Source organism: Williamsia muralis (assembly GCF_051487485.1).
In the GTDB taxonomy this organism is placed as follows: Bacteria; Actinomycetota; Actinomycetes; order Mycobacteriales; family Mycobacteriaceae; genus Williamsia; species Williamsia muralis_B.
Genome location: NZ_JAHVCV010000004.1, coordinates 518,202 through 540,226, shown reverse-complemented (window position 1 = coordinate 540,226; position 22,025 = coordinate 518,202). Strand labels below are relative to the sequence as shown.

Here is a 22,025-nt window from a genome sequence, read left to right as displayed (position 1 = left end):
CGGTTGACCGGGATGACGCCGGAGCCGGAGCTCGTCTCATCGGCGGCGTGTACCTTTGGCGGGCGATGACTGAGACTTCAAAGCCCGGCGGTAAGCGGCAGCACGGATCGCAGACGCTGTGGTTGCGGATCGGCGCTGCCCTGGCAGTGGCCGGCCTCGTGGCCGCAGTGGTGTGCGCAGCGGTCTTCGCGATCGGGTGGAAGGACGCCTACGCCGAACACAACGCCCAGCAGACCCGCGACAGTGCGCAGGACGGTGCCGAACAGGTGATCCTCAACGTCACCAACATCGACCCGAAGAATCTGACGGCGTTTCGCGAGCAGGTCGACGCATCCCTCACGGGTAAGGCCAAGACGCAGATCACCGCGGAGGACTTCGAGAACCTCACCAAGCAGGTGGACGCCAACGGCGACCAGACCGCGACGTTGTCGTCGGTGGTCAAGCGCAGCGGCGTCGTCGAGTTCAACAAGGAAGACAAGACCGCGAAGGTGCTCGTCTACGTAGATGTCACAAGTACGGTCCAGGGAACGCCGCCGGCCACGTCGAACATGGGGTTCTCGGTCGACGTCGTCGATGTCGACGGCGGCTGGAAGGCCTCGGACATCCAGTCGATAGATGCGATCGGACTCCAGGACCCGGCAGGCAGCACCCAGGCACCGGCAGGCGATCCGGCTGCCACCCCGGCGCCGGTTGAACCCGCTCCCGCCACAGGGGGCAACTGATGGCAGGCACACCGCGTAAGCCGATCCGTCCGGCCGGACCCCGCGGCAAGATCCGCGTCGCAGGCAGCAGCCCGTCGGCGCGCAAGGTCAACCCATCCGAGAACGCCGACGAGTCGGGCACCACGGACAACGTGACGCCCGAGACGGCAGCACCGGAGACGTCGGCACCTGAAGCGATCGAGTCCGCTGAGTCCGGAACCGCTGAGGCGGGGGAGCCCACGCCCGGCGCCACCGCCGAAACCAGTGACAAGGCGTCGACCGGCGAAGCCACGGCAACAGCCGAGACCGCCTCAACAGACAAGGCCGACGCCACCGACAAAACGGTGACACTCGGCAAGCCGGCCGCGAAGAGCAAGCCGAAGGTCAAGGGTGCCTCGCTCAAGAAACCCGCAACCGAGCGTTCGTCCGACGACAAGCCGGCACAGGTGGCCGAACCGAAGACTGCGAAAGCGGCATCGGGCTTCCTGACCTGGCGCAAGGTTGCGATCGTTGCGCTCCTGGCCGTCGTGTTCGCGGTGTTCGCCGTGGTCGCGGCGTTCAAGCCGGGTGCATCGACGCAGTCGAACATGGCGTTCATCAACTCGTCGGAGACCAGTGCCCTCAAGGCGCAGGCCGGCGACCGCATCTGCGCCGTGCTCTCGATTGACCCCACCAAGTTCGACGACTGGGCCGACAAGGCGAAGACCGGTCTGACCGGCGAAGCCCTCACCGAGTTCAACGAGTACCAGAGCACCAGCAGGGACCTGGCGGCCCAGAGCGGCCAGGGAGCCGAGTGCAAGGTGGACCTCGTCGCGGTCAGCAACATGGACGACTCGAGCGCCACCGTCATCGCCACGGTGCTGATCAGTACCACCCAGCAGGGTGTGGCAGTCCTGAGCGGTCCGGGCCAGGCGCGTACCGAACTCGGTATGCAAAAGGTTGACGGACAGTGGCTCATCAACCGCATATCTGACTTTTAAGCGTCTTTCCGCGCGTTCCTCTTGACGCAGGGCCCCGTTGGTAGCAGTCTGTCCGCAGTAACCAAAAGGGGTTGTTTACGTGCGCCCATTTTCTGGTACAGTAGGACGTTGCGCTGGCTGCCTCCTGTCCATCTCTCGATCTCACCTTCTCGCCACGACCGTGTGTCGTCTCAGGTGATCGCCGTTGACCAGGTCGTACAGCAGCGAAAACACCACTTAGGCACTACGAGTTATTCGTGTTGGAAGGACATATCTTGGCAGTCTCCCGCCAGTCCACCTCAACCATTCCAGGTGCGCCTCGGCGCGCCTCTTTCGCGAAGATCAGCGAGCCCCTCGAAGTACCCGGACTGCTTGATGTGCAGCTCGAGTCGTTCGAGTGGCTGGTCGGTTCAGCGGAATGGCGTGAGCGCGCTGCTTCCCGCGGCGACGGAAACCCTACCGGCGGCCTGGAGGACATCCTCGCCGAACTGTCCCCGATCGAGGACTTCTCCGGCTCCATGTCGCTGTCTTTCTCCGACCCACGGTTCGATGAGGTCAAGGCCTCGGTCGAGGAGTGCAAAGACAAGGACATGACGTACGCGGCCCCGCTGTTCGTCACCGCGGAGTTCATCAACAACAACACCGGCGAGATCAAGTCGCAGACCGTCTTCATGGGCGACTTCCCGATCATGACCGACAAGGGCAGCTTCATCATCAACGGCACCGAGCGTGTCGTGGTGAGCCAGCTGGTGCGTAGCCCCGGTGTGTACTTCGACGCGACCATCGACAAGGCCACCGAGAAGACCCTGCACAGTGTCAAGGTCATCCCGGGCCGCGGCGCATGGCTCGAGTTCGACATCGACAAGCGCGACACCGTCGGCGTCCGCATCGACCGCAAGCGTCGCCAGTCGGTCACCGTTCTGCTCAAGGCACTCGGCTGGACCAAGGAGCAGATCGAAGAGCGCTTCGGTTTCTCCGAGATCATGATGTCGACGCTGGAGAAGGACAACACCGCAGGCACAGACGAGGCCCTGCTCGAGGTGTACCGCAAGCTGCGTCCGGGCGAGCCCCCCACCAAGGAGTCCGCGCAGACCCTGCTGGAGAACCTGTTCTTCAAGGAGAAGCGCTACGACCTCGCCAAGGTCGGCCGTTACAAGGTCAACAAGAAGCTCGGACTGGTCGAGAACCCGATGGCCGGCGCACCCGTGCTGACCGAAGAGGACATCGTCGCCACCGTCGAGTACCTGGTGCGTCTGCACGAGGCCGACCCCAACGTCACCAGCACGATGACCGTGCCCGGTGGCGTCGAGGTGCCCGTCGAGGTCGACGACATCGACCACTTCGGCAACCGTCGCCTGCGTACCGTCGGCGAGCTCATCCAGAACCAGATCCGCGTGGGCCTGTCCCGCATGGAGCGCGTGGTCCGTGAGCGGATGACAACTCAGGACGTCGAGGCGATCACGCCGCAGACCCTGATCAACATCCGTCCGGTCGTCGCGGCGATCAAGGAGTTCTTCGGAACCTCGCAGCTGTCGCAGTTCATGGACCAGAACAACCCGCTGTCGGGCCTGACCCACAAGCGCCGCCTGTCGGCGCTGGGCCCCGGTGGTCTGTCCCGTGAGCGTGCCGGCCTCGAGGTCCGTGACGTCCACCCGTCGCACTACGGCCGCATGTGCCCGATCGAGACCCCTGAGGGCCCGAACATCGGCCTGATCGGTTCGCTGTCGGTGTACGCGCGGGTCAACCCGTTCGGATTCATCGAGACGCCGTACCGCAAGGTCGTCGACGGGTACGTCACCGACGAGGTGCAGTACCTCACCGCTGACGAAGAGGATCGTTACCTGATCGCCCAGGCGAACTCGGGCATCGACACCGACAACCGGCTCTCCGACGACCGCGTGCTGGTCCGTAAGAAGGGCTCGGAGGTCGAGTTCGTCTCGACCAGCCAGGTCGAGTACATGGACGTCAGCCCGCGCCAGATGGTGTCGGTCGCCACGGCCATGATCCCGTTCCTCGAGCACGACGACGCCAACCGTGCCCTGATGGGCGCGAACATGCAGCGTCAGGCGGTGCCGCTGGTTCGCAGCGAGTCGCCGCTGGTCGGTACCGGCATGGAACTGCGTGCCGCGATCGACGCCGGTGACGTGATCATCTCGGCGAAGGCCGGTGTGGTGGAAGAGGTTTCGGCCGACTACATCACCGTGATGGCCGACGACGGCACTCGCGACACCTTCCGGATGCGCAAGTTCGCCCGTTCCAACCAGGGCACCTGCGCCAACCAGCGTCCGATCGTGGACGAGGGCCAGCGTGTCGAGGTCGGCCAGGTCCTGGCCGACGGTCCTTGCACCGATCAGGGTGAGATGGCCCTCGGGAAGAACCTGCTCGTGGCGATCATGCCGTGGGAAGGCCACAACTACGAGGACGCGATCATCCTGAGTCAGCGTCTGGTCGAAGAGGACGTGCTCACCTCGATTCACATCGAAGAGCATGAAATCGACGCCCGCGACACCAAGCTCGGTGCCGAGGAGATCACCCGGGACATCCCGAACGTCTCCGATGAGGTGCTCGCCGATCTCGACGAGCGCGGCATCATCCGCATCGGTGCCGAGGTCCGCGACGGCGACATCCTGGTCGGCAAGGTCACGCCCAAGGGCGAGACCGAGCTCACCCCGGAAGAGCGTCTGCTGCGCGCCATCTTCGGCGAGAAGGCGCGCGAAGTGCGCGACACCTCGCTGAAGGTTCCGCACGGTGAGACCGGCAAGGTCATCGGCATCCGCGTCTTCTCGCGTGATGACGACGACGATCTGCCTCCCGGTGTCAACGAGCTGGTCCGGGTGTACGTGGCCCAGAAGCGCAAGATCCAGGACGGCGACAAGCTCGCCGGCCGTCACGGCAACAAGGGCGTCATCGGCAAGATCCTCCCGCAAGAGGACATGCCGTTCCTGCCCGACGGCACCCCGGTCGACATCATCCTGAACACCCACGGTGTGCCGCGTCGTATGAACATCGGCCAGATCCTGGAGACCCACCTCGGGTGGATCGCCAAGACCGGCTGGAACATCGACGTTGCCCAGGGCGTGCCGGAGTGGGCGTCGAAGCTGCCCGAGGACATGCTCTCGGTGGAGCCCGACACCAACACCGCCACCCCGGTGTTCGACGGCGCTCGCGAAGAGGAGCTGACAGGTCTGCTGGCCTCGACGCTGCCGAACCGCGACGGCGAGGTGATGGTGAACGCGGACGGCAAGGCGACCCTGTTCGACGGTCGTAGTGGTGAGCCGTTCCCGTACCCGGTCTCGGTCGGCTACATGTACATCATCAAGCTGCACCACTTGGTCGACGACAAGATCCACGCGCGTTCGACCGGTCCGTACTCGATGATCACGCAGCAGCCGCTGGGTGGTAAGGCGCAGTTCGGTGGTCAGCGTTTCGGCGAGATGGAGTGCTGGGCCATGCAGGCCTACGGTGCGGCATACACGCTGCAGGAGCTTCTCACCATCAAGTCGGACGACGTCGTCGGCCGCGTGAAGGTGTACGAGGCGATCGTCAAGGGCGAGAACATCCCGGAACCGGGTATCCCCGAATCGTTCAAGGTGCTGCTGAAGGAACTTCAGTCGCTGTGCCTGAACGTCGAGGTGCTCAGCTCCGACGGTGCTGCCATCGAGATGCGTGACGGTGACGACGAGGACCTCGAGCGGGCTGCGGCCAACCTGGGGATCAACCTCTCGCGCAACGAGTCCGCCACTGTCGACGACTTGGCGAACTGACCTGACCCGCAAGCGGTCAGGCGGCTCGCCAACTGATCGTCCAGATTTACTGACTGAGCAACTGAAAGGTAAATAGTGCTCGACGTCAACTTTTTCGATGAACTCAAGATCGGTCTGGCCACCGCCGACGACATCCACAACTGGTCCTTCGGTGAGGTGAAGAAGCCGGAGACCATCAACTACCGCACGCTCAAGCCAGAGAAGGACGGCCTGTTCTGCGAGAAGATCTTCGGTCCCACCCGGGACTGGGAGTGCTACTGCGGTAAGTACAAGCGCGTCCGCTTCAAGGGCATCATCTGTGAGCGCTGCGGCGTCGAGGTCACTCGCGCCAAGGTGCGTCGTGAGCGGATGGGTCACATCGAGCTGGCCGCGCCGGTCACCCACATCTGGTACTTCAAGGGTGTGCCCAGCCGGTTGGGTTACCTGCTCGACCTGGCGCCGAAGGATCTCGAGAAGATCATCTACTTCGCCGCCTACGTCATCACCGCGGTGGACGACGAACTGCGCCACAACGAGAAGTCCACTCTCGAGGCCGAGATGGAGGTCGAGAAGAAGGGTGTCGCAGACACCCGGGACGCCGACCTCGAAGAGCGCGCCAAGAAGCTCGAAGAGGACCTGGCAGAGCTGGAGCGCGAAGGCGCCAAGGCCGATGCCCGCCGCAAGGTGAAGGATGCCGGCGAGCGCGAGATGCGCCGTATCCGCGACACCGCGCAGCGCGCTCTCGACGATCTCGAAGAGATCTGGGACAAGTTCGTCAAACTCGCTCCCAAGCAGATGATCATCGACGAGAAGCTCTACCGCGAGCTCCAGGACCGCTACGGCGAGTACTTCACCGGAGCCATGGGTGCCGAGGCCATCAAGCGTCTGCTCGAGGACTTCGACATCGCGGCCGAGGCCGAGATCCTGCGCGACACGATCCGTAATGGCAAGGGGCAGAAGAAGCTCCGTGCACTCAAGCGGCTCAAGGTCGTCGCAGCGTTCCACCAGTCGGGCAACTCCCCGCTGGGCATGGTTCTCGACGCCGTTCCGGTGATCCCGCCGGAGCTCCGCCCGATGGTCCAGCTCGACGGTGGCCGTTTCGCGACGTCCGACCTGAACGACCTGTACCGCCGCGTGATCAACCGCAACAACCGCCTCAAGCGACTGATCGACCTCGGTGCCCCCGAGATCATCGTCAACAACGAGAAGCGGATGCTGCAGGAGTCCGTCGACGCACTGTTCGACAACGGCCGTCGTGGCCGTCCGGTCACCGGACCGGGTAACCGCCCGCTGAAGTCGTTGAGCGATCTGCTCAAGGGCAAGCAGGGTCGTTTCCGTCAGAACCTGCTCGGCAAGCGCGTCGACTACTCGGGCCGTTCGGTCATCGTCGTCGGCCCGCAGCTCAAGCTGCATCAGTGTGGTCTGCCCAAGCTGATGGCACTCGAGCTGTTCAAGCCGTTCGTGATGAAGCGTCTGGTGGACCTGAACCAGGCACAGAACATCAAGTCCGCCAAGCGGATGGTGGAGCGTCAGCGCCCCGCCGTGTGGGACGTGCTCGAAGAGGTCATCGCCGAACACCCGGTGCTGCTCAACCGTGCACCCACCCTGCACCGTCTGGGCATCCAGGCGTTCGAGCCGCAGCTCGTGGAGGGCAAGGCCATCCAGCTGCACCCGCTGGTGTGTGAGGCCTTCAACGCCGACTTCGACGGTGACCAGATGGCAGTGCACCTGCCGCTGAGCGCCGAGGCACAGGCCGAGGCCCGCATCCTGATGCTGTCCTCGAACAACATCCTGTCGCCCGCGTCGGGTCGTCCGCTGGCCATGCCGCGTCTGGACATGGTGACCGGTCTGTTCCACCTCACCACGCTCAAGGAGCAAGCGGTCGGCGCGTACACCGCCTCGACCGACGGCGACATCGAGCGCGGCGTGTACTCCAGCCCGGCCGAGGCCATCATGGCCGTCGACCGTGGACTGCTGAGTGTGCAGGCTCCGATCAAGGTCCGGCTGACGCACCAGCGTCCGCCGGCCACCATCGAGCGTGAGCGTTTCCCCGAGGGCTGGAAGTTCGGCACCCCGTGGGAGATCCAGACCACGCTGGGTCGGGTGATGTTCAACGAGCTGCTGCCCAACGACTATCCGTTCGTCAACGAGCAGATGCCGAAGAAGCGTCAGGCCACGATCATCAACGACATGGCCGAGCGCTACCCGATGATCGTTGTCGCGCAGACCGTCGACAAGCTCAAGGACGCCGGTTTCTACTGGGCGACCCGTTCGGGTGTCACCATCGCCATGTCCGACGTGCTGGTCTCGCCGGACAAGAAGCAGATCCTCGACAAGTACGAGGAGCGTGCCGACGGCCTGGAGCGCAAGTTCCAGCGTGGTGCTCTCACCGGCGCCGAGCGTCGTGACGCTCTGGTGGAGATCTGGAAGCAGGCGACCGAAGAGGTCGGTGCGGCCATGGAGGCGCACTACCCCGATGACAACCCGATCCCGATGATCGTGAAGTCCGGTGCCGCGGGCAACATGACCCAGATTCGCTCGCTCGCGGGCATGAAGGGTCTTGTGACCAACCCGAAGGGTGAGTTCATCCCGCGTCCGATCAAGTCTTCGTTCCGCGAGGGCCTGACCGTGCTCGAGTACTTCATCAACACCCACGGTGCCCGTAAGGGTCTGGCCGACACCGCGCTTCGTACCGCCGACTCGGGTTACCTGACCCGTCGTCTGGTGGACGTGTCGCAGGACGTCATCGTGCGCGAAACCGACTGTGGCACCGAGCGTGGCATCAACACGATCATCGCCGAGAAGCAGTCCGACGGTTCGCTCATCCGTGACGCCCATGTCGAGACGTCGACGTTCGCTCGTACGTTGGCCACCGACGCTGTCGATGAGAACGGCAACGTGATCATCGAGCGCGGCCACGATCTCGGTGATCCCGCGATCGAAGCCCTGCTCGAGGCCGGCATCTCGCAGGTGAAGGTCCGTTCGGTCCTCACCTGCAGCACCGGCACCGGCGTCTGCGCCACCTGCTACGGACGGTCGATGGCCACCGGCAAGCTCGTCGACATCGGCGAGGCCGTCGGTATCGTCGCGGCCCAGTCGATCGGTGAGCCCGGTACCCAGCTGACCATGCGTACCTTCCACCAGGGTGGCGTCGGCGACGACATCACCGGTGGTCTGCCGCGTGTGCAGGAGCTGTTCGAGGCCCGTGTCCCCAAGGGCAAGGCCCCGATCGCCGAGGTCTCCGGACGTATCCGGCTCGAGGATGATGATCGCTTCTACAGGATGACCATCACGCCTGACGACGGCTCCGAAGAGGTTGTCTACGACAAGATCTCGAAGCGTCAGCGTCTGCGCGTCTTCAAACACGACGACGGTAGCGAGCGTCTGCTCGCCGACGGCGACCACGTGGAGGTGGGACAGCAGCTCATGGAAGGTGCTGCCGATCCGCACGAGGTGCTGCGTGTGATGGGTCCGCGTCAGGTGCAGGTGCACCTCGTCAACGAGGTCCAGGAGGTCTACCGGAGCCAGGGTGTGTCGATCCACGACAAGCACATCGAGACGATCGTTCGTCAGATGCTGCGTCGTGTGACGATCATCGACTCCGGTGCCACCGAGTTCCTGCCCGGTTCGCTCACCGAGCGCGCCGAGTTCGAGGCGGCAAACCGTCGTGTCGTGGCCGAAGGTGGCGAGCCCGCTGCCGGACGTCCGGTGCTGATGGGTATCACCAAGGCATCGCTCGCGACCGAGTCGTGGTTGTCGGCGGCGTCGTTCCAGGAGACCACTCGTGTGCTCACCGATGCGGCCATCAACAGCCGTAGCGACAAGCTCATCGGTCTCAAGGAGAACGTGATCATCGGTAAGCTCATCCCGGCCGGAACCGGTATCAACCGGTACCGGAACATCCAGGTGCAGCCGACCGAAGAAGCACGTGCGGCCGCGTACGCGGTGCCGTCTTACGACGACACCTACTACAGCCCGGACGGCACCTTCGGTGCCCCGTCGGGTGCGGCTGTCCCGCTGGACGATTACGGCTTCAGCAGCGACTACCGGTAACCAGCGCAACTCAAAGCGGGCGTCCTCTTCGGAGGGCGCCCGCTTTGTGTTGTCGCACCGTTGTCGCGCCGCCCCCGCCGCGGCCCGCCGCCCTCGAATTCGCTCCACCTGCTTGCGTCTGCTCCAGGTGCACCCGGCGCGTTCGACGGCAGGTGGAGCGAATTCTGGTTGTTCACAGGGCGGTTGGTATCCACAGGTCGCCGAAATGCCGGTCGGACGGGTCCGGTTGCCGTCGGTGGCTAACCCGAGCCTCGGTGCATGAGCGAATCGAAGATCGAAGACCCTAATCTTGTCCGACGACGGGATGCATTGCAGATCGGCGAACTCGACCGGCATCTGGCCGCTCGTGTCAAAACCGGGGGGCTGCGTCGGCTGTATCGCGGGTTCTACACGTTCACCTCTGACCTCGACCAACTCGATCGTCATGTCCGCGACACGGAGATCTATCGGCGCACCGTGCTTGCGGCGGCGGACAGCGGTGAGCCGAACAAGGCCATCAGTCACTGGTCGGCGGCGGTCCTGCACGGATTGCCGGTGCTCGATGGTGACTGTTCCCGTGTGCATTTCACCGCGAATCGAATCGGGGGAGGACGTCGCAGAGGCCGGGCATGTGTTGTGCACGGCTCGACATGGGAGACCGACGAGGTGGTGATGGTCGGCGAGTTCCTGGTGACCTCGCGGGCCAGGACGGCAGTGGACGTCGCGCGGTCCGGGACATTCTTCCAAGCCGTCTGTGTGTTCGATGGCGCGCTACACGCCGGCGTGCCCCGTGGTGAACTCGAATCGGTGTTGCGACGAAGCGTCGGCCGTACCGGCATCTCTGTTGCTCGCGCGGCGCTGGCAGTGGCAGACGGGATGTCCGAGAGCATCGGGGAGTCGCTGTCTCGCGCCCTGATACTCAGTTTCGGGGACATCCCGCTGCCTCGTTTGCAGCACACATTCATGACCGGCGACGGAACCTTTGTGGCTCGCACCGACTTTGATTGGGGCGGGTTGGTAGCGGGAGAGTTCGACGGCTACGCCAAGTACATCCGCTACCTTCGTCCGGGCAAACCACTGAGTAGGCGTACGAGCGCGAGAAGTGGCGTGAGCAACGGCTGCATCGCATCGGAGTTGTTGTGGTGCGCTGGAACTGGCGCGATCTCCAGAATCCGGAGCGTTTGCGTCGAATCCTGGTGGACGCTCTGACTGCACACGGGCTGATGCCCTCCGCCTGAACAGAATTCGCGCCGCCTACCGGCGTGCGCGCCCGTTGCAAGCGGCGCACGCGCAGGCAAGCGGCGCGAATTTGGGGGTGGGGGTCAGCGGGGCCGCGGGGCCGGCCGGGGTGGGGGCTAGGAGTTGTTGCGGTACGGGAGGTACTGGACGGCCCAGTGATTGCCGTCGGGATCGTCGAAGGAGAGGAAGTGGCCCCAGGCCTGGACGTCGACTTCGCCGGGTTCGATGCCGACGGACCGGAGGTGGGTCTGGGCCTCGTTGATGTCGGAGACACAGACCTGCAGGCCTTTGACGGAACCTGGTTCGGCCTCGGTGAGGCCTTTGCCGAAGGCGATGGAGCACGCTGAACCGGGAGGCGTCATCTGCACGAACCGGACGTCGTCCGACACGACGTGATCGTGGTCGACGTTGAATCCGATCTTCTTGTAGAAATCGCGGGTGCGGTCGACGTCGGTGACGGGCAGGATGACGAGTTCGAGTGTCCAGTCCATGATGTGCTCCTCCGGTTGTGGCTGTCGGTTGCTGCTGAAACAAGGTTCTCAGCAATCGCGGACACTTCCGGTCCTAATTGTGAACTTTCAGCGAATGATCTCCACCGTCAGCGTGACCACGTCACCTTCGGCGGCTCCGACCGCTCGCCGGACCGCCTTCTTCACCGGCAGAACGTAGGTGCCGCGCTTGGAGTCCGGAAAGATCGATGTCTGCCACTCGGTCTCGTCGATCGCGACGGAGACCCGGATCGATCCGAATCCGGGCCCAGGTTCCACGGTTGCCCGAATCTCGTCGGCGGAGTCCGCGGGCAGCGAGACGAAGTGCCACGCTCCCATCTCCGGAGCGGTCCAGATTTCGGCGTCGAACGCGATGATCACCCCGACAGTGTGGCCCAGAGCTCTGACGTCTCAGTAGTACACCGGGCCGGGAACGCCGCCACCTGCTGCGATGGCGTCCCCGGTGATCGCGACACTGCGCGGTGAGGCCAAGAATGCAACCACGTCGGCCACCTCGGATGCGTCGACGATCCGCCGGATCGAGTTGGTGGCCAGTTCGTTCTCCAGGTCCGCGACGGCTAGACCGGACTCCGCCGACCGCTCCGCGAGTTGATCGGTGAGCCGCTGTGTCCGGGTACGGCCCGGGTGGACAACCGTGACGTTGATGCCGTGCGGACCCAGCTCGTCGGCGAGGTTCTTGGTCAGCGCCGCGACGCTCACGTTGCGGATGGTCTGGGCGATGGAGTTCGCTTGTCTCGCACCGAGACCGCTGATGTTGATGATCCGGCCCCAGCCCTGCTCGATCAGGTGCGGCGCCACCGCTCGAGCGGTGCGCAGGTACCCGAGCACCTTGATCTCGACCTCTCGTCGGACGACGTCATCGGTGGTTGCCGCGAAGTCGGTCGGTTTACCGGCGCTCCACGGTGTGGCCGCCGAGTTGACCAGGATGTCGATGCCGCCCAGCTCCGCGACCGTACGGGTCACGAGGTTCTGCACCGACGCGTCGTCACCGGTGTCGACGGGTATCGCGATGGCTCGCCGGCCGGACTGCTGGGCGATGTCGGCGGCGGCGGACTCCAGGGCCTCGACCCCGCGTGCGGCGATCACGACGTCGGCGCCCTCTGCGGCCAGGGCATGAGCGATCGCCAGGCCGATGCCCTTGCTGCCGCCTGTCACCAAAACCCGTTTTCCGGTCAGACCCAGATCCATCTATGTACTCCTCGTGGTCGGTGGACTCATGCTTGTGTACTCGGGAACATACTTGCCCAACAGCACTGCGCCCCCGGCCGACAGTGCGGCCACGGCGAAAACTGCCGCCGACAACGGGAACACGGCCGCGGACAACGCGATCGACAACGGGCCGACGAGAAAGCCACTGTCGTGGGTCAGACGCCATGCGGCGAGGAACTCGGCTCGGCCGGTACTCGGGGCGACGTCTGCACCGATGGTCATGATGACCCCGTTGCCGAGGCCGTTCCCAACACCCATGACCACCGCGACCGCAGTAAACGTGAAAAGCGTTGTGGTGAAGGGCAACAGCACATACGACACGGACAGCACCACAATCGATGGCACCGCCACCAACGTGCGCCCGAAACGGTCCATCAGATGGCCTGCGGGGTAGGCGAACAGCACGTCGGCAGCGGCCCCGACACCAAAAAGGAGGCTGGCCACAGCCGGCGACAACCCGATGTGGCTGGCCCACAACGGCAAGATCGCGTCACGAGCACTGCGTGCCACGCCGAGCAACAGCGACCCCGCGCCGAGGGTCGACAAGAGTCGACCGTGCTCTGCGAAGACCTGGGAGATGTTGTGTGACTTCGACATCGGCCCGGCGCCCGGTGGATCGGGGAGCCGGGCCATCATCGACCCGGCGACCACAATCGCTGCCAGCTGCACCAGGAATCCGCCGCGAGTACCGAACACGACGATGGCGCCGGCACCGAGAAGCGGTCCGACAAAGAAGCCGAGCCGCATCGCGCCGCCGAACAGCGACATCGCCCGCGCCCGCCAGGCGAACGGAACGGCCAGCGACAGGTAGTTCTGCCGCGCGAGGCCCCACACCGCATTGGCCAGTCCGACCGCAAAGATCCCCAGGCACAACGTCCATACCGCCGGTGCGAGAAGGCACGCCAGCGCACCCGACGCCGCCAGCAGACTGGCCACGATGATCGACCGCCGCTCGCCGATCTTGGCGACGATCTGCCCGGAGCACGTGTCGCCGACGACCTGGCCGAGTCCGACGATCGCCACGGTGAGGCCGGCCAGAGCTGGGGATGCGCCGAGCTCGAGGGCGGATAGCACCATCACCGGCGCGGCCGCCCCCTGCCCGATCCCGTACGCCGTCGCCGGCAGGTAGACGGTGCCGGCGAGCGATCTCAGGGGGCGTTCGACGCGTCCGGCCGTCTTCGCCGGATCGTCGATCGATGTCATGCGCTGGCTGCCGCCGGCTCCTTCTCGACGGATCCGGACGGCAGTTCGATGCCGTAGTGGCCGCGGAGGGTGGATGCGGTGTAGTCGTCGCGGAAGCGGCCGCGGGCCTGCAGGATCGGGACGACGTGGTCGACGAAGTCCTCGAGGCCGCCGGGCAGGTAGGGAGGCATGACGTTGAAGCCGTCGGCCGCGCCCGCGTCCACCCAGGCGATGAGGTCGTCGGCGATCTGCTCCGGTGTCCCGGTGATGGAGCGATGGCCGCGACCGCCCCCGAGGCGGCCGATCAGCTCACGGATCGTGAGATCTTCGGACGCGGCGAGTTGACGTACCAGCGTCGATCGACTCTTGTGGCCCTGGATCTCCGATTCCGGAGGTAGGGGAGGCAGCCGGGAATCGAGTGGCAGTCCGGTGAGGTCGACGTTGAAGAAGTTCGACAGCTGGCCCAGCGCATAGTCGGGGGAGATCAGATCGGTGAACTCACGTTCGAGGTCACGTGCTTCTTTCTCGGTGCTGCCGATGAACGGCACGATGCCCGGGAGGATCTGGAGGTCTTCGGCGCCGCGCCCGTAACGCGGGAGACGGCGTTTGAGGTCGCGATAGAAGTCCTGGCCTTCCGCGATGGTGCGCTGGGCAGTGAAGACCACCTCCGCGTAGCGGGCTGCGAGGTCTTTGCCGTCCTCAGATGATCCGGCTTGCACCAGAACCGGCCGACCCTGCGGTGATCGGGGCGAGTTGAGCGGGCCACGGACCCTGAACGCCTCTCCGACATGGTTGATGGGATGCACCCGGTCGGGGTCGGCGAAGATCGCGTTGTCGACGTCGAGCACCACGGCGTCGTCCTCCCAGCTGTCCCACAGCCGGTTCACGACATCGACGAACTCTTGGGCGCGGCGGTACCGACCGGCGTGGTCGGGGATGGTGTCATAGCCGAAGTTGAGCGCCTCTTGTTCCTGACCGGACGTGACGATGTTCCATCCGGCACGCCCCCCGCTGATGTGCTCGAGCGAGGCGAAGGCACGCGCCAACGTGTACGGGTGGTTGTAACCCGTTGAGGCAGTAGCGATCAGACCAACCTTGCTGGTCCCGCCCGCGATGGCGGACAGCAGTGTGATCGGCTCGAAGATGGCCTGGGTGTTGCGGCGGATGTTGGGGCCCACGGCCAGTCCGTCGGCGAAGAACACCGAGTCGAGTTTTCCGCGTTCGGCGATCTGGCCCAGCCGCACGAAGTGGGCGACGTCGAGCACTTCGTGTTCGGAGGTGCGTGGATGGCGCCAGGCGGCCTCGTGATGGCCGACGCCCATCAAGAAGGCGTTCAGGTGCAGGGTGCGTGTCATGTGATCAGTCCTAGTGTGATGTCGAGTGATTTCAGTTGGCGGCAGGTGTTCGCCAGCGTGAGAATCGGCGTTCGAGCAGAACGAGTACGTAGTTGAAGACGAGACCGACAAGTGCGATGGTGAGGATGCCGGCATACATCTGCGGGATCTGGAAGTTGAGCTGGCTCGCCATGATCAGGTAGCCGAGCCCAGAACGCGCACCGACCATTTCGGCTGCGATGAGTACCAGGATCGACGATGCGGCCGAGAGTCGGATGCCGGTGAAGATCGTCGGCAGGGCCGCGGGCAGGATCACCTTCTGGAACAGCCGGTACGCGGGAAGGCCCAGTGAGCGAGCAGATTTGATCAACAGCGGGTCAACTGTCCGCACACCAGAGATCGTGTTGAGCAGGATGGGGAAGATGCAGGCATAGGTCACGAGCGCGACCTTGGAGGTCTCGCCGATGCCGAGGATGAGCACGAAGACGGGGAGCAACGCGAGTGCAGCCGTGTTTCGGAACAGTTCGAGAACCGGGCTGAGGTACTGCGCAAGAGGTCGGTACCAGCCGATCAGGATGCCCAACGGCACGGCGAACACCACCGCGATGGCGAAGCCGCGCAGAGCTCGGCCCAGACTCGCGGAGATGTGTTCCCAGAGTTGACCACTCTCGGCCAGGTCGACCAGAGCCTTGGCGACCACCGAGAACTCGGGGAGGAATGTTCGGTCGACCAGACCGATTCGCGGCGCGACCTCCCAGAATGCGACCAGCAGCACCAGGGCGATCGAACTCCGGAAGACCCAGGAGCCGGACTTTCGCAGTTTCCCTCCGACCCGCCGGGTGGGTGAGGCGACGGGTGCCGGCGCCGGGGATGCGATGTCCCTCACCGGTGCCGGGCTCGAGACCTTTTCCAACGTGACACTAGACATGGCTACCTACTCCGATCGTTTCGGCGGCGGCACCGGCCACCTCGGGACGCAACGACAGCCAGATCCGGTGCCGGTAGTCGCGGAACTGCTCAGATGAACGGATGTCGTCGACGGCATCCCGGTCGATGTCGATCGGCAGGATCTCCTTGATCCGACCGGGACGTTCGGTGAGGATGGCAACCCGGTTGCCGAGATAGATGGCTTCGTCGATGCCATGGGTGATGAACAGGATGGTCTTGCCCGTGGCCTTCCAGATCCGCAGGAGCTCGCCCTGCAACCCCTCCCGGGTCTGGGCGTCGAGTGCGGCAAACGGCTCGTCCATCAGCAGCACTTCGGGGTCGTACGAGAGGCTTCGCGCGATCGCCACACGCTGTTTCATGCCACCCGACAGCTCGTGTGGGTAGTGGTCGCCGAAGTTGCCGAGACCGACGAGCCCGAGGTACTCATCGGCGATGGCCTTGCGCCGGCGACGCGAGATGCCCTTGGCCTCGAGACCGAACTCCACGTTCGCGCGGGCCGTTCGCCATGGCAGCAGCGCGTACTGCTGGAACACCACGCCCCGGTCCAGTCCTGGTCCGGTGATGGGCTTTCCGTCCAGCAGGATCTCACCCGCAGTGGGCTTGGTGAGACCACCGACCAGGTCGAGCAGGGTGGACTTCCCGCTGCCGCTGGGGCCGACGAGGACAAGGAACTCTCCTTCGGCGGCAGAGATGCTGATGTCGTCGATGGCCACGAACTCGGGTTTGCCCGGCGCGGTGAACGACTTGCGCACCCCGCGCAATTCCAGTTTGGGAATGGTCATTTCGCTGCCACCACCGGTGCGCCGTCAGGTCCCGAGTCCGGCTGGTACGTGCCGTCGGCATAGGGGTTGTCGTCGTTTGTGAAGATGTCCTGCGGTGTCAGCTTGCCCTTCTCGAGCTCGTTGTTGCGCACAAGCCAATCGATCCACAATTGGAACTCCTCGGGCTTGATCACCCCGCCCGGCGTGGGAATGGACGAGCTCTTCCAGTACTCGGCCAGAGCGGGGTCCTCACCGCGACCGCGCTTGGTGATGATGTCCTTGAAGCGGGCGACAACCTCTGCCTGTGGAGTCACCTGCGTCCAGCGGATCGCGCGAGCGGTGCCTTGGACGAAGTCCTTCACGGCCTCGGGGTTCTTCTTTTTGAAGTCGTCACGGAACACGTAGCTGCCATAGCTGAAGTCTCCGAAAATCCTGTCGGTGAACAGCTCTCGGATACCACCGTTCTCCAGCGCGCGCTGCTGGAAGATGCCGTTGAAGGCGCCGACATCGATCTGTCCTTGGCGCAGCGACGACTCGTTGTTGATCGGCGGCACCACCAGCAGCTGGACGGACGCGATCTCGTCCTTCGAAAGGCCCTCACGGGCAAGCCATTCGCGAATGACGAACTCCGAGTGCGCGCCCAGCGTGTTGATCCCGACCTTCTTGCCGATCAGGTCCCGTGCGGTGCGGATCGGGGAGTCCTCCAGCACATAGAACCCGTTGAACGTCTTCTCGTCGGCGCCGTAGGAATCGACGACGGCGGTGATCGGTGAACCCGCCGACGTCAGCTTGACGATCGCGCCGTTGAAAGCGTGCCCGAAGTCGGTGTCGCCGGTGGCGGCGGCCTGGATCGACTGCGGGCCGCTGGTGGTCTCACCGACCGCCTTGATGCTGACTTTGCTGAAGTACCCGAGATCGGCTGCCAATTCCGGAAATTGAACGGTCGCGGGGAAGCTGAGGTACCGCAGCTCGGTCTTGCCGTCGGCGGTGACAGTGGCCTCGTCGGCGGAACCGCAGGCGGCAGTCGTCACCCCCACGAGAAGTGCCAGCGCCGCCGCGATGCGGACCCGCCATGGGTGTTTGTGACTCACTGCTTTTCCTTTCGGGTTTCTCGGATTCGAAAACGGCTGTGTTCGTGATCCGAAATTGTTCATCGATTCGTTTCACTGGCATCGAATACTTCATTCGCACGGCGAAACACTCTGCCGGGCATGGCACTTGGGGTCCGAAGTACATTCTTTGGTACCGCCCCCGTGGTCTCCAACAACCTATTTCACATCATGGAAATAGAGGCCCGATTAAATCGTGGCGGGTAAAAGGCGGTCGAAGTTCGCCCTCACCGAACCGTCGGCGACCGCGTCGCGGAGCATTTCCGCGGCCTGGCGCATCGCCGGCTGAATGCGGACGATCAGGTCCTCATCGAGTCGTGCGCTGCGTGCCTGGACTCCGATGGAGGCGCGCACCTGTCCTCGGGCATCGAACACGGGGACGGCCACCGCCGTCACGCCACCGGCTGACGACACCGTGAAGCCGCGCCGGCGGGTGGATGCCACGTCCGGAATCGTCCCGAGGCGCCGATCGCGTCGATGGCCGAACGCGACGATGGCCTGGCCCATTGCGCTTCCTTCGACCTTGGTTCGCCGGCCGGGCAGTTGGTGGGTACAGAACATCGACGGTGGTCGGGCCGAGTACACGGTGACCGCGTCGGTGTTGTCGATGACACCGAGGCTGGCCGTGATCCGGATTCCTGACGACAAAAGATGCAGGTGGGGGGCGGCAGCGTCGATGTTGATCCGCTGAGCCGCGGTTTGTGCAAGCGCAGTGATGCCATCGCCGATGCGATAGGCGCTGTGACCGTCGCGTGCCAACAGTCGGCCCCGGACAAGCGCTTGGACGATGCGATGTGTGGTGCTGACCGGCAGATCGACCCGGCCCGCCAGTTCGCTGACCGTCACCGGCCGGTCCTCGCCTTCGAGTGCGTAGAGCACCGCGATTGCCCGTTCCACCGACTGTGAACCGGTACGACCCGGCTGACGCGTCGAGGCCATGTCCTACCCCCCTCCGGTTCGCTCTGATGCTTGTCGCCATGGTGGTTGCCGAACCGGGAGAGGTGAAGATTTCGGCCCGGCGTGAACCTATCTCCGCTGGTGGCCTGGGTATTTCGACTCGACGGGCCGCCAGGTTTCACATTGTGGAAGCTGTGGTTGCCACGCATATGCGGTCTCGGTAGCCAATGGAAATCGTCAACCACTGAATGCAAAGGATGGGATCTGCGATGACCACATTGATCGAGAGCCGCCAATCGGTATCAAACCGTTTGTCCGTCGAGCCGATTGCCGGCTACCTCGGCGCCGAAGTGTCGGGCGTCGACCTGGTCGACGGGTTGGACGCGGTGACGCAGCGCGAATTACGTGATGCCCTGTTCGAGTACAAGGTGCTGTTCTTTCGGGACCAGGTGATCGACCATGCACAGCAGATCCGCTTCACTAGTTATTTTGGGCCGGTCACGGACGCTCATCCACTCGGGTACACGGACAAGTCGCCGGCCGGCTATCCGCAAGTGCTGGAGGTCGATTCGCGAACCTATGCCAGCCGTGGAGGATCGCGCCGATACAGCTACGCCAACTTCTGGCATCAGGACGTCACGGCACTGGTGAACCCGCCGGCCGTGACCGTGCTGCGTGCCGAACTCGTTCCCGAGGTGGGTGGCGACACCACCTGGGCAGACCTGGGTGCCGCCTACGACAACCTGCCCGCCTCGCTCCAGCGGTTCCTGGAAGGTCTGTACGCGGAGAACCGATTCGGAGGACGTGAAAAGCGTTGGGAAAAGGGGTCAGAAGCCGAGTCGCTGACCCAACAGACGCCGATCATCAGTGAGCACCCGGTGATTCGCGTGCACCCGGTGACCGGACAGAAACTGATCTACGTCAACCCGGGTTTCACCAGCAGGATCCTGGGAGTCAGTCCCTCCCAGAGCGATCGCATCCTCGATCTGCTGTTCGAGGAGATCACCAACCCGGCCATCACGGTTCGGGTTCGCTGGACACCCGACAGCATCGGGGTGTGGGACAACCGCGCCACCATCCATCAGGCGCCCACCGATCTCGACCATCTCGACGTGGTGCGGGTGCTGCACCGCACGACGGTGGAAGGCGATGTGCCCGAAGGAGTTGATGGCCGGAGGTCCCGATCCGTCTCCGGCGAGCCGTTTTTCGCCAAGAAGAGTGCCTGAACCCCCCCAACCTGAGGACCACAGCCATGACAATCACCCAATCCGTCACCCGCACCACCCTCGAGTTCCGGCCGATCGCCGGACACATCGGAGCCGAGGTCAGCGGCGTGGATCTGCGCCTGCCCCTCGACGACGACCAGTCGACGGCAGTGATCGACGCGTTGCATCGGCACAAGGTGCTGTTCTTCCGGGACCAGCAGATCGGCCACGCCGAGCAGATCGCCTTCGCGCGGAACTTCGGCCCCGTCACCGCCTCGCACCCCTACGACGACGACGCCCCGACCGAGTTCCCCGAGATCTTGGCAATCGACAACCGAGACTACGAGCGCAAGTTCGGCGTGAAGGCTGCCGGCTACACCAACGAATGGCACACGGACGTCACGGCTTTGGTGAACCCTCCGGCCGTGAGCATCCTGCGGTCGGCCATCGCTCCGGCGCGGGGCGGGGACACCAGCTGGACCAACCTCGCGGCCGCGTACGGCGGGCTGCCCGACTCGATCAAGGAACTCGTCGACGGCCTTCGCGCCGAGCACCGCTTCGGTGGCCGCCACCCGATCTTCAAGGCCGAGAGCTCCTACGGCAAGAAGGTCAGCAAGGCGCCGCTGATCAGCGAACACCCGGTGGTCCGCGTGCACCCGGTCACCGGCGAGCGGATCCTGTTCGTGCAGCCGGGATTCACCAGCCGGATCGTCGGCTACAGCCGTCGACAGAGCGATGCCCTGCTCGACCTGTTGTTCGAGGAGGTGTCTCGGCCGGCCTACACGGTGCGATTCCGCTGGTCGGCGGGAAGCATTGCGGTGTGGGACAACCGGGCGACCGCGCACCTGGCTCCGGGGGACATCAACCATCTGGACGTCACCCGTGTGCTGTATCGCACCACCATCGAGGGTGACATCCCCGTCGGTGTCGACGGCACGCCGTCGACGTCCATCTCGGGCGAACAGTTCATCGGTTCCTAGCCCGGCGGGTGGCAGCGGGAAACGCACGGTTCCGCCGGGGTCGTCCGTCGCATATCGTCGGGCACGATGACCACACCACCGATCCGGCGCTTCCGCGCGATCCTGCACATCGACCTGGACCAGTTCCAGGTGTCGGTGGAGCGTCGCCGGAACCCGGACCTGATCGGCACACCGGTCATCGTCGGCGGCACCGGTGACCCGACCGAACCGCGCAAGGTCGTCACGTGCGCGTCGTACGAGGCCCGTGATCAGGGGGTACGGGCCGGTATGCCGTTGCGGTCGGCATTTCGCAAGATGCCCGAGGCGATCTATCTGCCGCTGGACCACACGTCGTACGACGAGGCGTCAGCCGAGGTGATGCAGACGCTCCGAGACTTCGGGTATCCCGTCGAGGTGATCGGATGGGATGAGGCGTTCCTGGGTGTTCCGGCATCGGAGACCGATCTTGACATCACCGAGCTGGCCCAGTCCGTCCGTCAGCGGATCCTCGATGAGCGCAGGCTGTCGTCGGCGGTCGGCATCAGCGACAACAAACAGCGCGCCAAGATGGCGACCGGATTCGCCAAAGGTTCACCCGAGCACGTCTTCACCCTGGACAACCAGAACTGGATGCCCATCATGGGGGAGCGCGGTGTCGGCGACCTCTGGAGCGTCGGTCCCAAGACGACAGCAAAACTGGAGAAGCTGGGAATCAACACCGTTGCCCAGCTTGCGGCAGAAGATGTCGGGCGGCTGGTGGCCGAGTTCGGACCCCACCTCGGCAATTGGCTGTACCTGCTCTCGCGTGGCGGCGGCGACATCGAGGTGAGCGCAGAACCGTACATTCCGCGGTCGCACAGCAAGGTCGAGACCTTCCCGACCGACCTCACCGCCCGCGCCGACATCGACGAGGCGATTCGGAAGCTGACCCGGGAACTGTTGGCGCAGGTCATCTCTGAGGCACGGGTGGCTTTCCGGGTGGCCGTGACGGTCCGGACCATGACGTTCTACACCCGGACGAAGTCGAAGAAGCTGCCCGCCCCGTCCACCGACGCCACCGTGATCGAGGCGGCGATGCTCGAGGTGCTGCACAAGTTCGAGCTCGACCGCCCGATCCGGTTGTTGGGTGTGCGTCTTGATCTGGTGATGCCGGCAGAAGACATTCCGCCCGACCCGTAGGTGGCCGTACCGCTTCGGTGCTAACTTCCGGGCAGGGATCGGCGAGCAGGAGGGCATCA

Annotated in this window: 17 protein-coding genes; 8 read left to right on the top strand and 9 right to left on the bottom strand. The window is 64.5% G+C overall.

Features of this window, described 5'->3' with window-relative positions; all coding sequences use genetic code 11:
- Positions 1-65 precede the first annotated feature (65 nt).
- From KXR83_RS13805 to KXR83_RS13785, 5 genes are all read left to right on the top strand, one after another.
- Positions 66-722 (top strand): hypothetical protein, encoded by a 657-nt coding sequence (locus tag KXR83_RS13805; RefSeq protein ID WP_437425292.1) that lies wholly within the window; start codon positions 66-68, stop codon positions 720-722.
- Positions 722-1,681, top strand: coding sequence for a hypothetical protein (locus KXR83_RS13800; RefSeq protein ID WP_437425291.1), 960 nt, complete (start codon positions 722-724; stop codon positions 1,679-1,681). Before KXR83_RS13805 ends, KXR83_RS13800 begins: the two co-directional genes overlap by 1 nt.
- A gap of 254 nt (positions 1,682-1,935) precedes the next feature.
- On the top strand, positions 1,936-5,424 hold the full coding sequence (gene rpoB / locus KXR83_RS13795; RefSeq protein WP_317711927.1) for a DNA-directed RNA polymerase subunit beta: 3,489 nt from the start codon (positions 1,936-1,938) through the stop codon (positions 5,422-5,424).
- A gap of 75 nt (positions 5,425-5,499) precedes the next feature.
- Positions 5,500-9,456, top strand: coding sequence for a DNA-directed RNA polymerase subunit beta' (locus tag KXR83_RS13790; RefSeq protein ID WP_437425290.1), 3,957 nt, complete (start codon positions 5,500-5,502; stop codon positions 9,454-9,456).
- A gap of 258 nt (positions 9,457-9,714) precedes the next feature.
- Positions 9,715-10,644 (top strand): hypothetical protein, encoded by a 930-nt coding sequence (locus KXR83_RS13785; RefSeq protein WP_437425289.1) that lies wholly within the window; start codon positions 9,715-9,717, stop codon positions 10,642-10,644.
- 146 nt (positions 10,645-10,790) lie between these two features.
- Here the strand turns inward: KXR83_RS13785 and KXR83_RS13780 are convergent, their stop codons facing one another.
- The 9 genes from KXR83_RS13780 to KXR83_RS13740 form a co-directional block, all read right to left on the bottom strand.
- A complete protein-coding gene (locus KXR83_RS13780) occupies positions 10,791-11,165 on the bottom strand; it encodes a VOC family protein (RefSeq protein ID WP_437425288.1) in 375 nt (124 codons plus the stop codon).
- An 87-nt stretch (positions 11,166-11,252) separates the two neighbouring features.
- Complete coding sequence (locus KXR83_RS13775; protein ID WP_437425287.1) at positions 11,253-11,543, bottom strand: DUF1905 domain-containing protein; 291 nt, start codon at positions 11,541-11,543, stop codon at positions 11,253-11,255.
- Between the two features lie 30 nt (positions 11,544-11,573).
- Entirely contained in the window at positions 11,574-12,371 is a 798-nt protein-coding gene (locus KXR83_RS13770) for an SDR family NAD(P)-dependent oxidoreductase (protein ID WP_437425286.1), read from the bottom strand.
- Complete coding sequence (locus KXR83_RS13765; protein WP_437425285.1) at positions 12,372-13,595, bottom strand: MFS transporter; 1,224 nt, start codon at positions 13,593-13,595, stop codon at positions 12,372-12,374. It abuts the gene before it with no gap.
- Complete coding sequence (locus KXR83_RS13760) at positions 13,592-14,929, bottom strand: LLM class flavin-dependent oxidoreductase (protein ID WP_437425284.1); 1,338 nt, start codon at positions 14,927-14,929, stop codon at positions 13,592-13,594. Before KXR83_RS13760 ends, KXR83_RS13765 begins: the two co-directional genes overlap by 4 nt.
- 31 nt (positions 14,930-14,960) lie before the next feature.
- The gene (locus KXR83_RS13755) at positions 14,961-15,836 is read right to left on the bottom strand and encodes an ABC transporter permease (protein WP_437425283.1); all 876 of its coding nucleotides are present in this window, start codon (positions 15,834-15,836) and stop codon (positions 14,961-14,963) included.
- The gene (locus KXR83_RS13750; RefSeq protein WP_437425282.1) at positions 15,829-16,638 is read right to left on the bottom strand and encodes an ABC transporter ATP-binding protein; all 810 of its coding nucleotides are present in this window, start codon (positions 16,636-16,638) and stop codon (positions 15,829-15,831) included. Before KXR83_RS13750 ends, KXR83_RS13755 begins: the two co-directional genes overlap by 8 nt.
- Complete coding sequence (locus tag KXR83_RS13745) at positions 16,635-17,708, bottom strand: ABC transporter substrate-binding protein (RefSeq protein ID WP_399509859.1); 1,074 nt, start codon at positions 17,706-17,708, stop codon at positions 16,635-16,637. Before KXR83_RS13745 ends, KXR83_RS13750 begins: the two co-directional genes overlap by 4 nt.
- Before the next feature lie 207 nt (positions 17,709-17,915).
- The gene (locus KXR83_RS13740; protein WP_437425281.1) at positions 17,916-18,665 is read right to left on the bottom strand and encodes an IclR family transcriptional regulator; all 750 of its coding nucleotides are present in this window, start codon (positions 18,663-18,665) and stop codon (positions 17,916-17,918) included.
- A 227-nt stretch (positions 18,666-18,892) separates the two neighbouring features.
- On the opposite strand from KXR83_RS13740, the gene KXR83_RS13735 reads away from it, so the two are divergent.
- From KXR83_RS13735 to KXR83_RS13725, 3 genes are all read left to right on the top strand, one after another.
- The gene (locus KXR83_RS13735; RefSeq protein WP_437425280.1) at positions 18,893-19,849 is read left to right on the top strand and encodes a TauD/TfdA dioxygenase family protein; all 957 of its coding nucleotides are present in this window, start codon (positions 18,893-18,895) and stop codon (positions 19,847-19,849) included.
- A gap of 26 nt (positions 19,850-19,875) precedes the next feature.
- Positions 19,876-20,808 (top strand): TauD/TfdA dioxygenase family protein, encoded by a 933-nt coding sequence (locus KXR83_RS13730; RefSeq protein WP_437425279.1) that lies wholly within the window; start codon positions 19,876-19,878, stop codon positions 20,806-20,808.
- A 66-nt stretch (positions 20,809-20,874) separates the two neighbouring features.
- The gene (locus tag KXR83_RS13725) at positions 20,875-21,966 is read left to right on the top strand and encodes a DNA polymerase IV (RefSeq protein WP_437425278.1); all 1,092 of its coding nucleotides are present in this window, start codon (positions 20,875-20,877) and stop codon (positions 21,964-21,966) included.
- Positions 21,967-22,025: the final 59 nt, after the last annotated feature.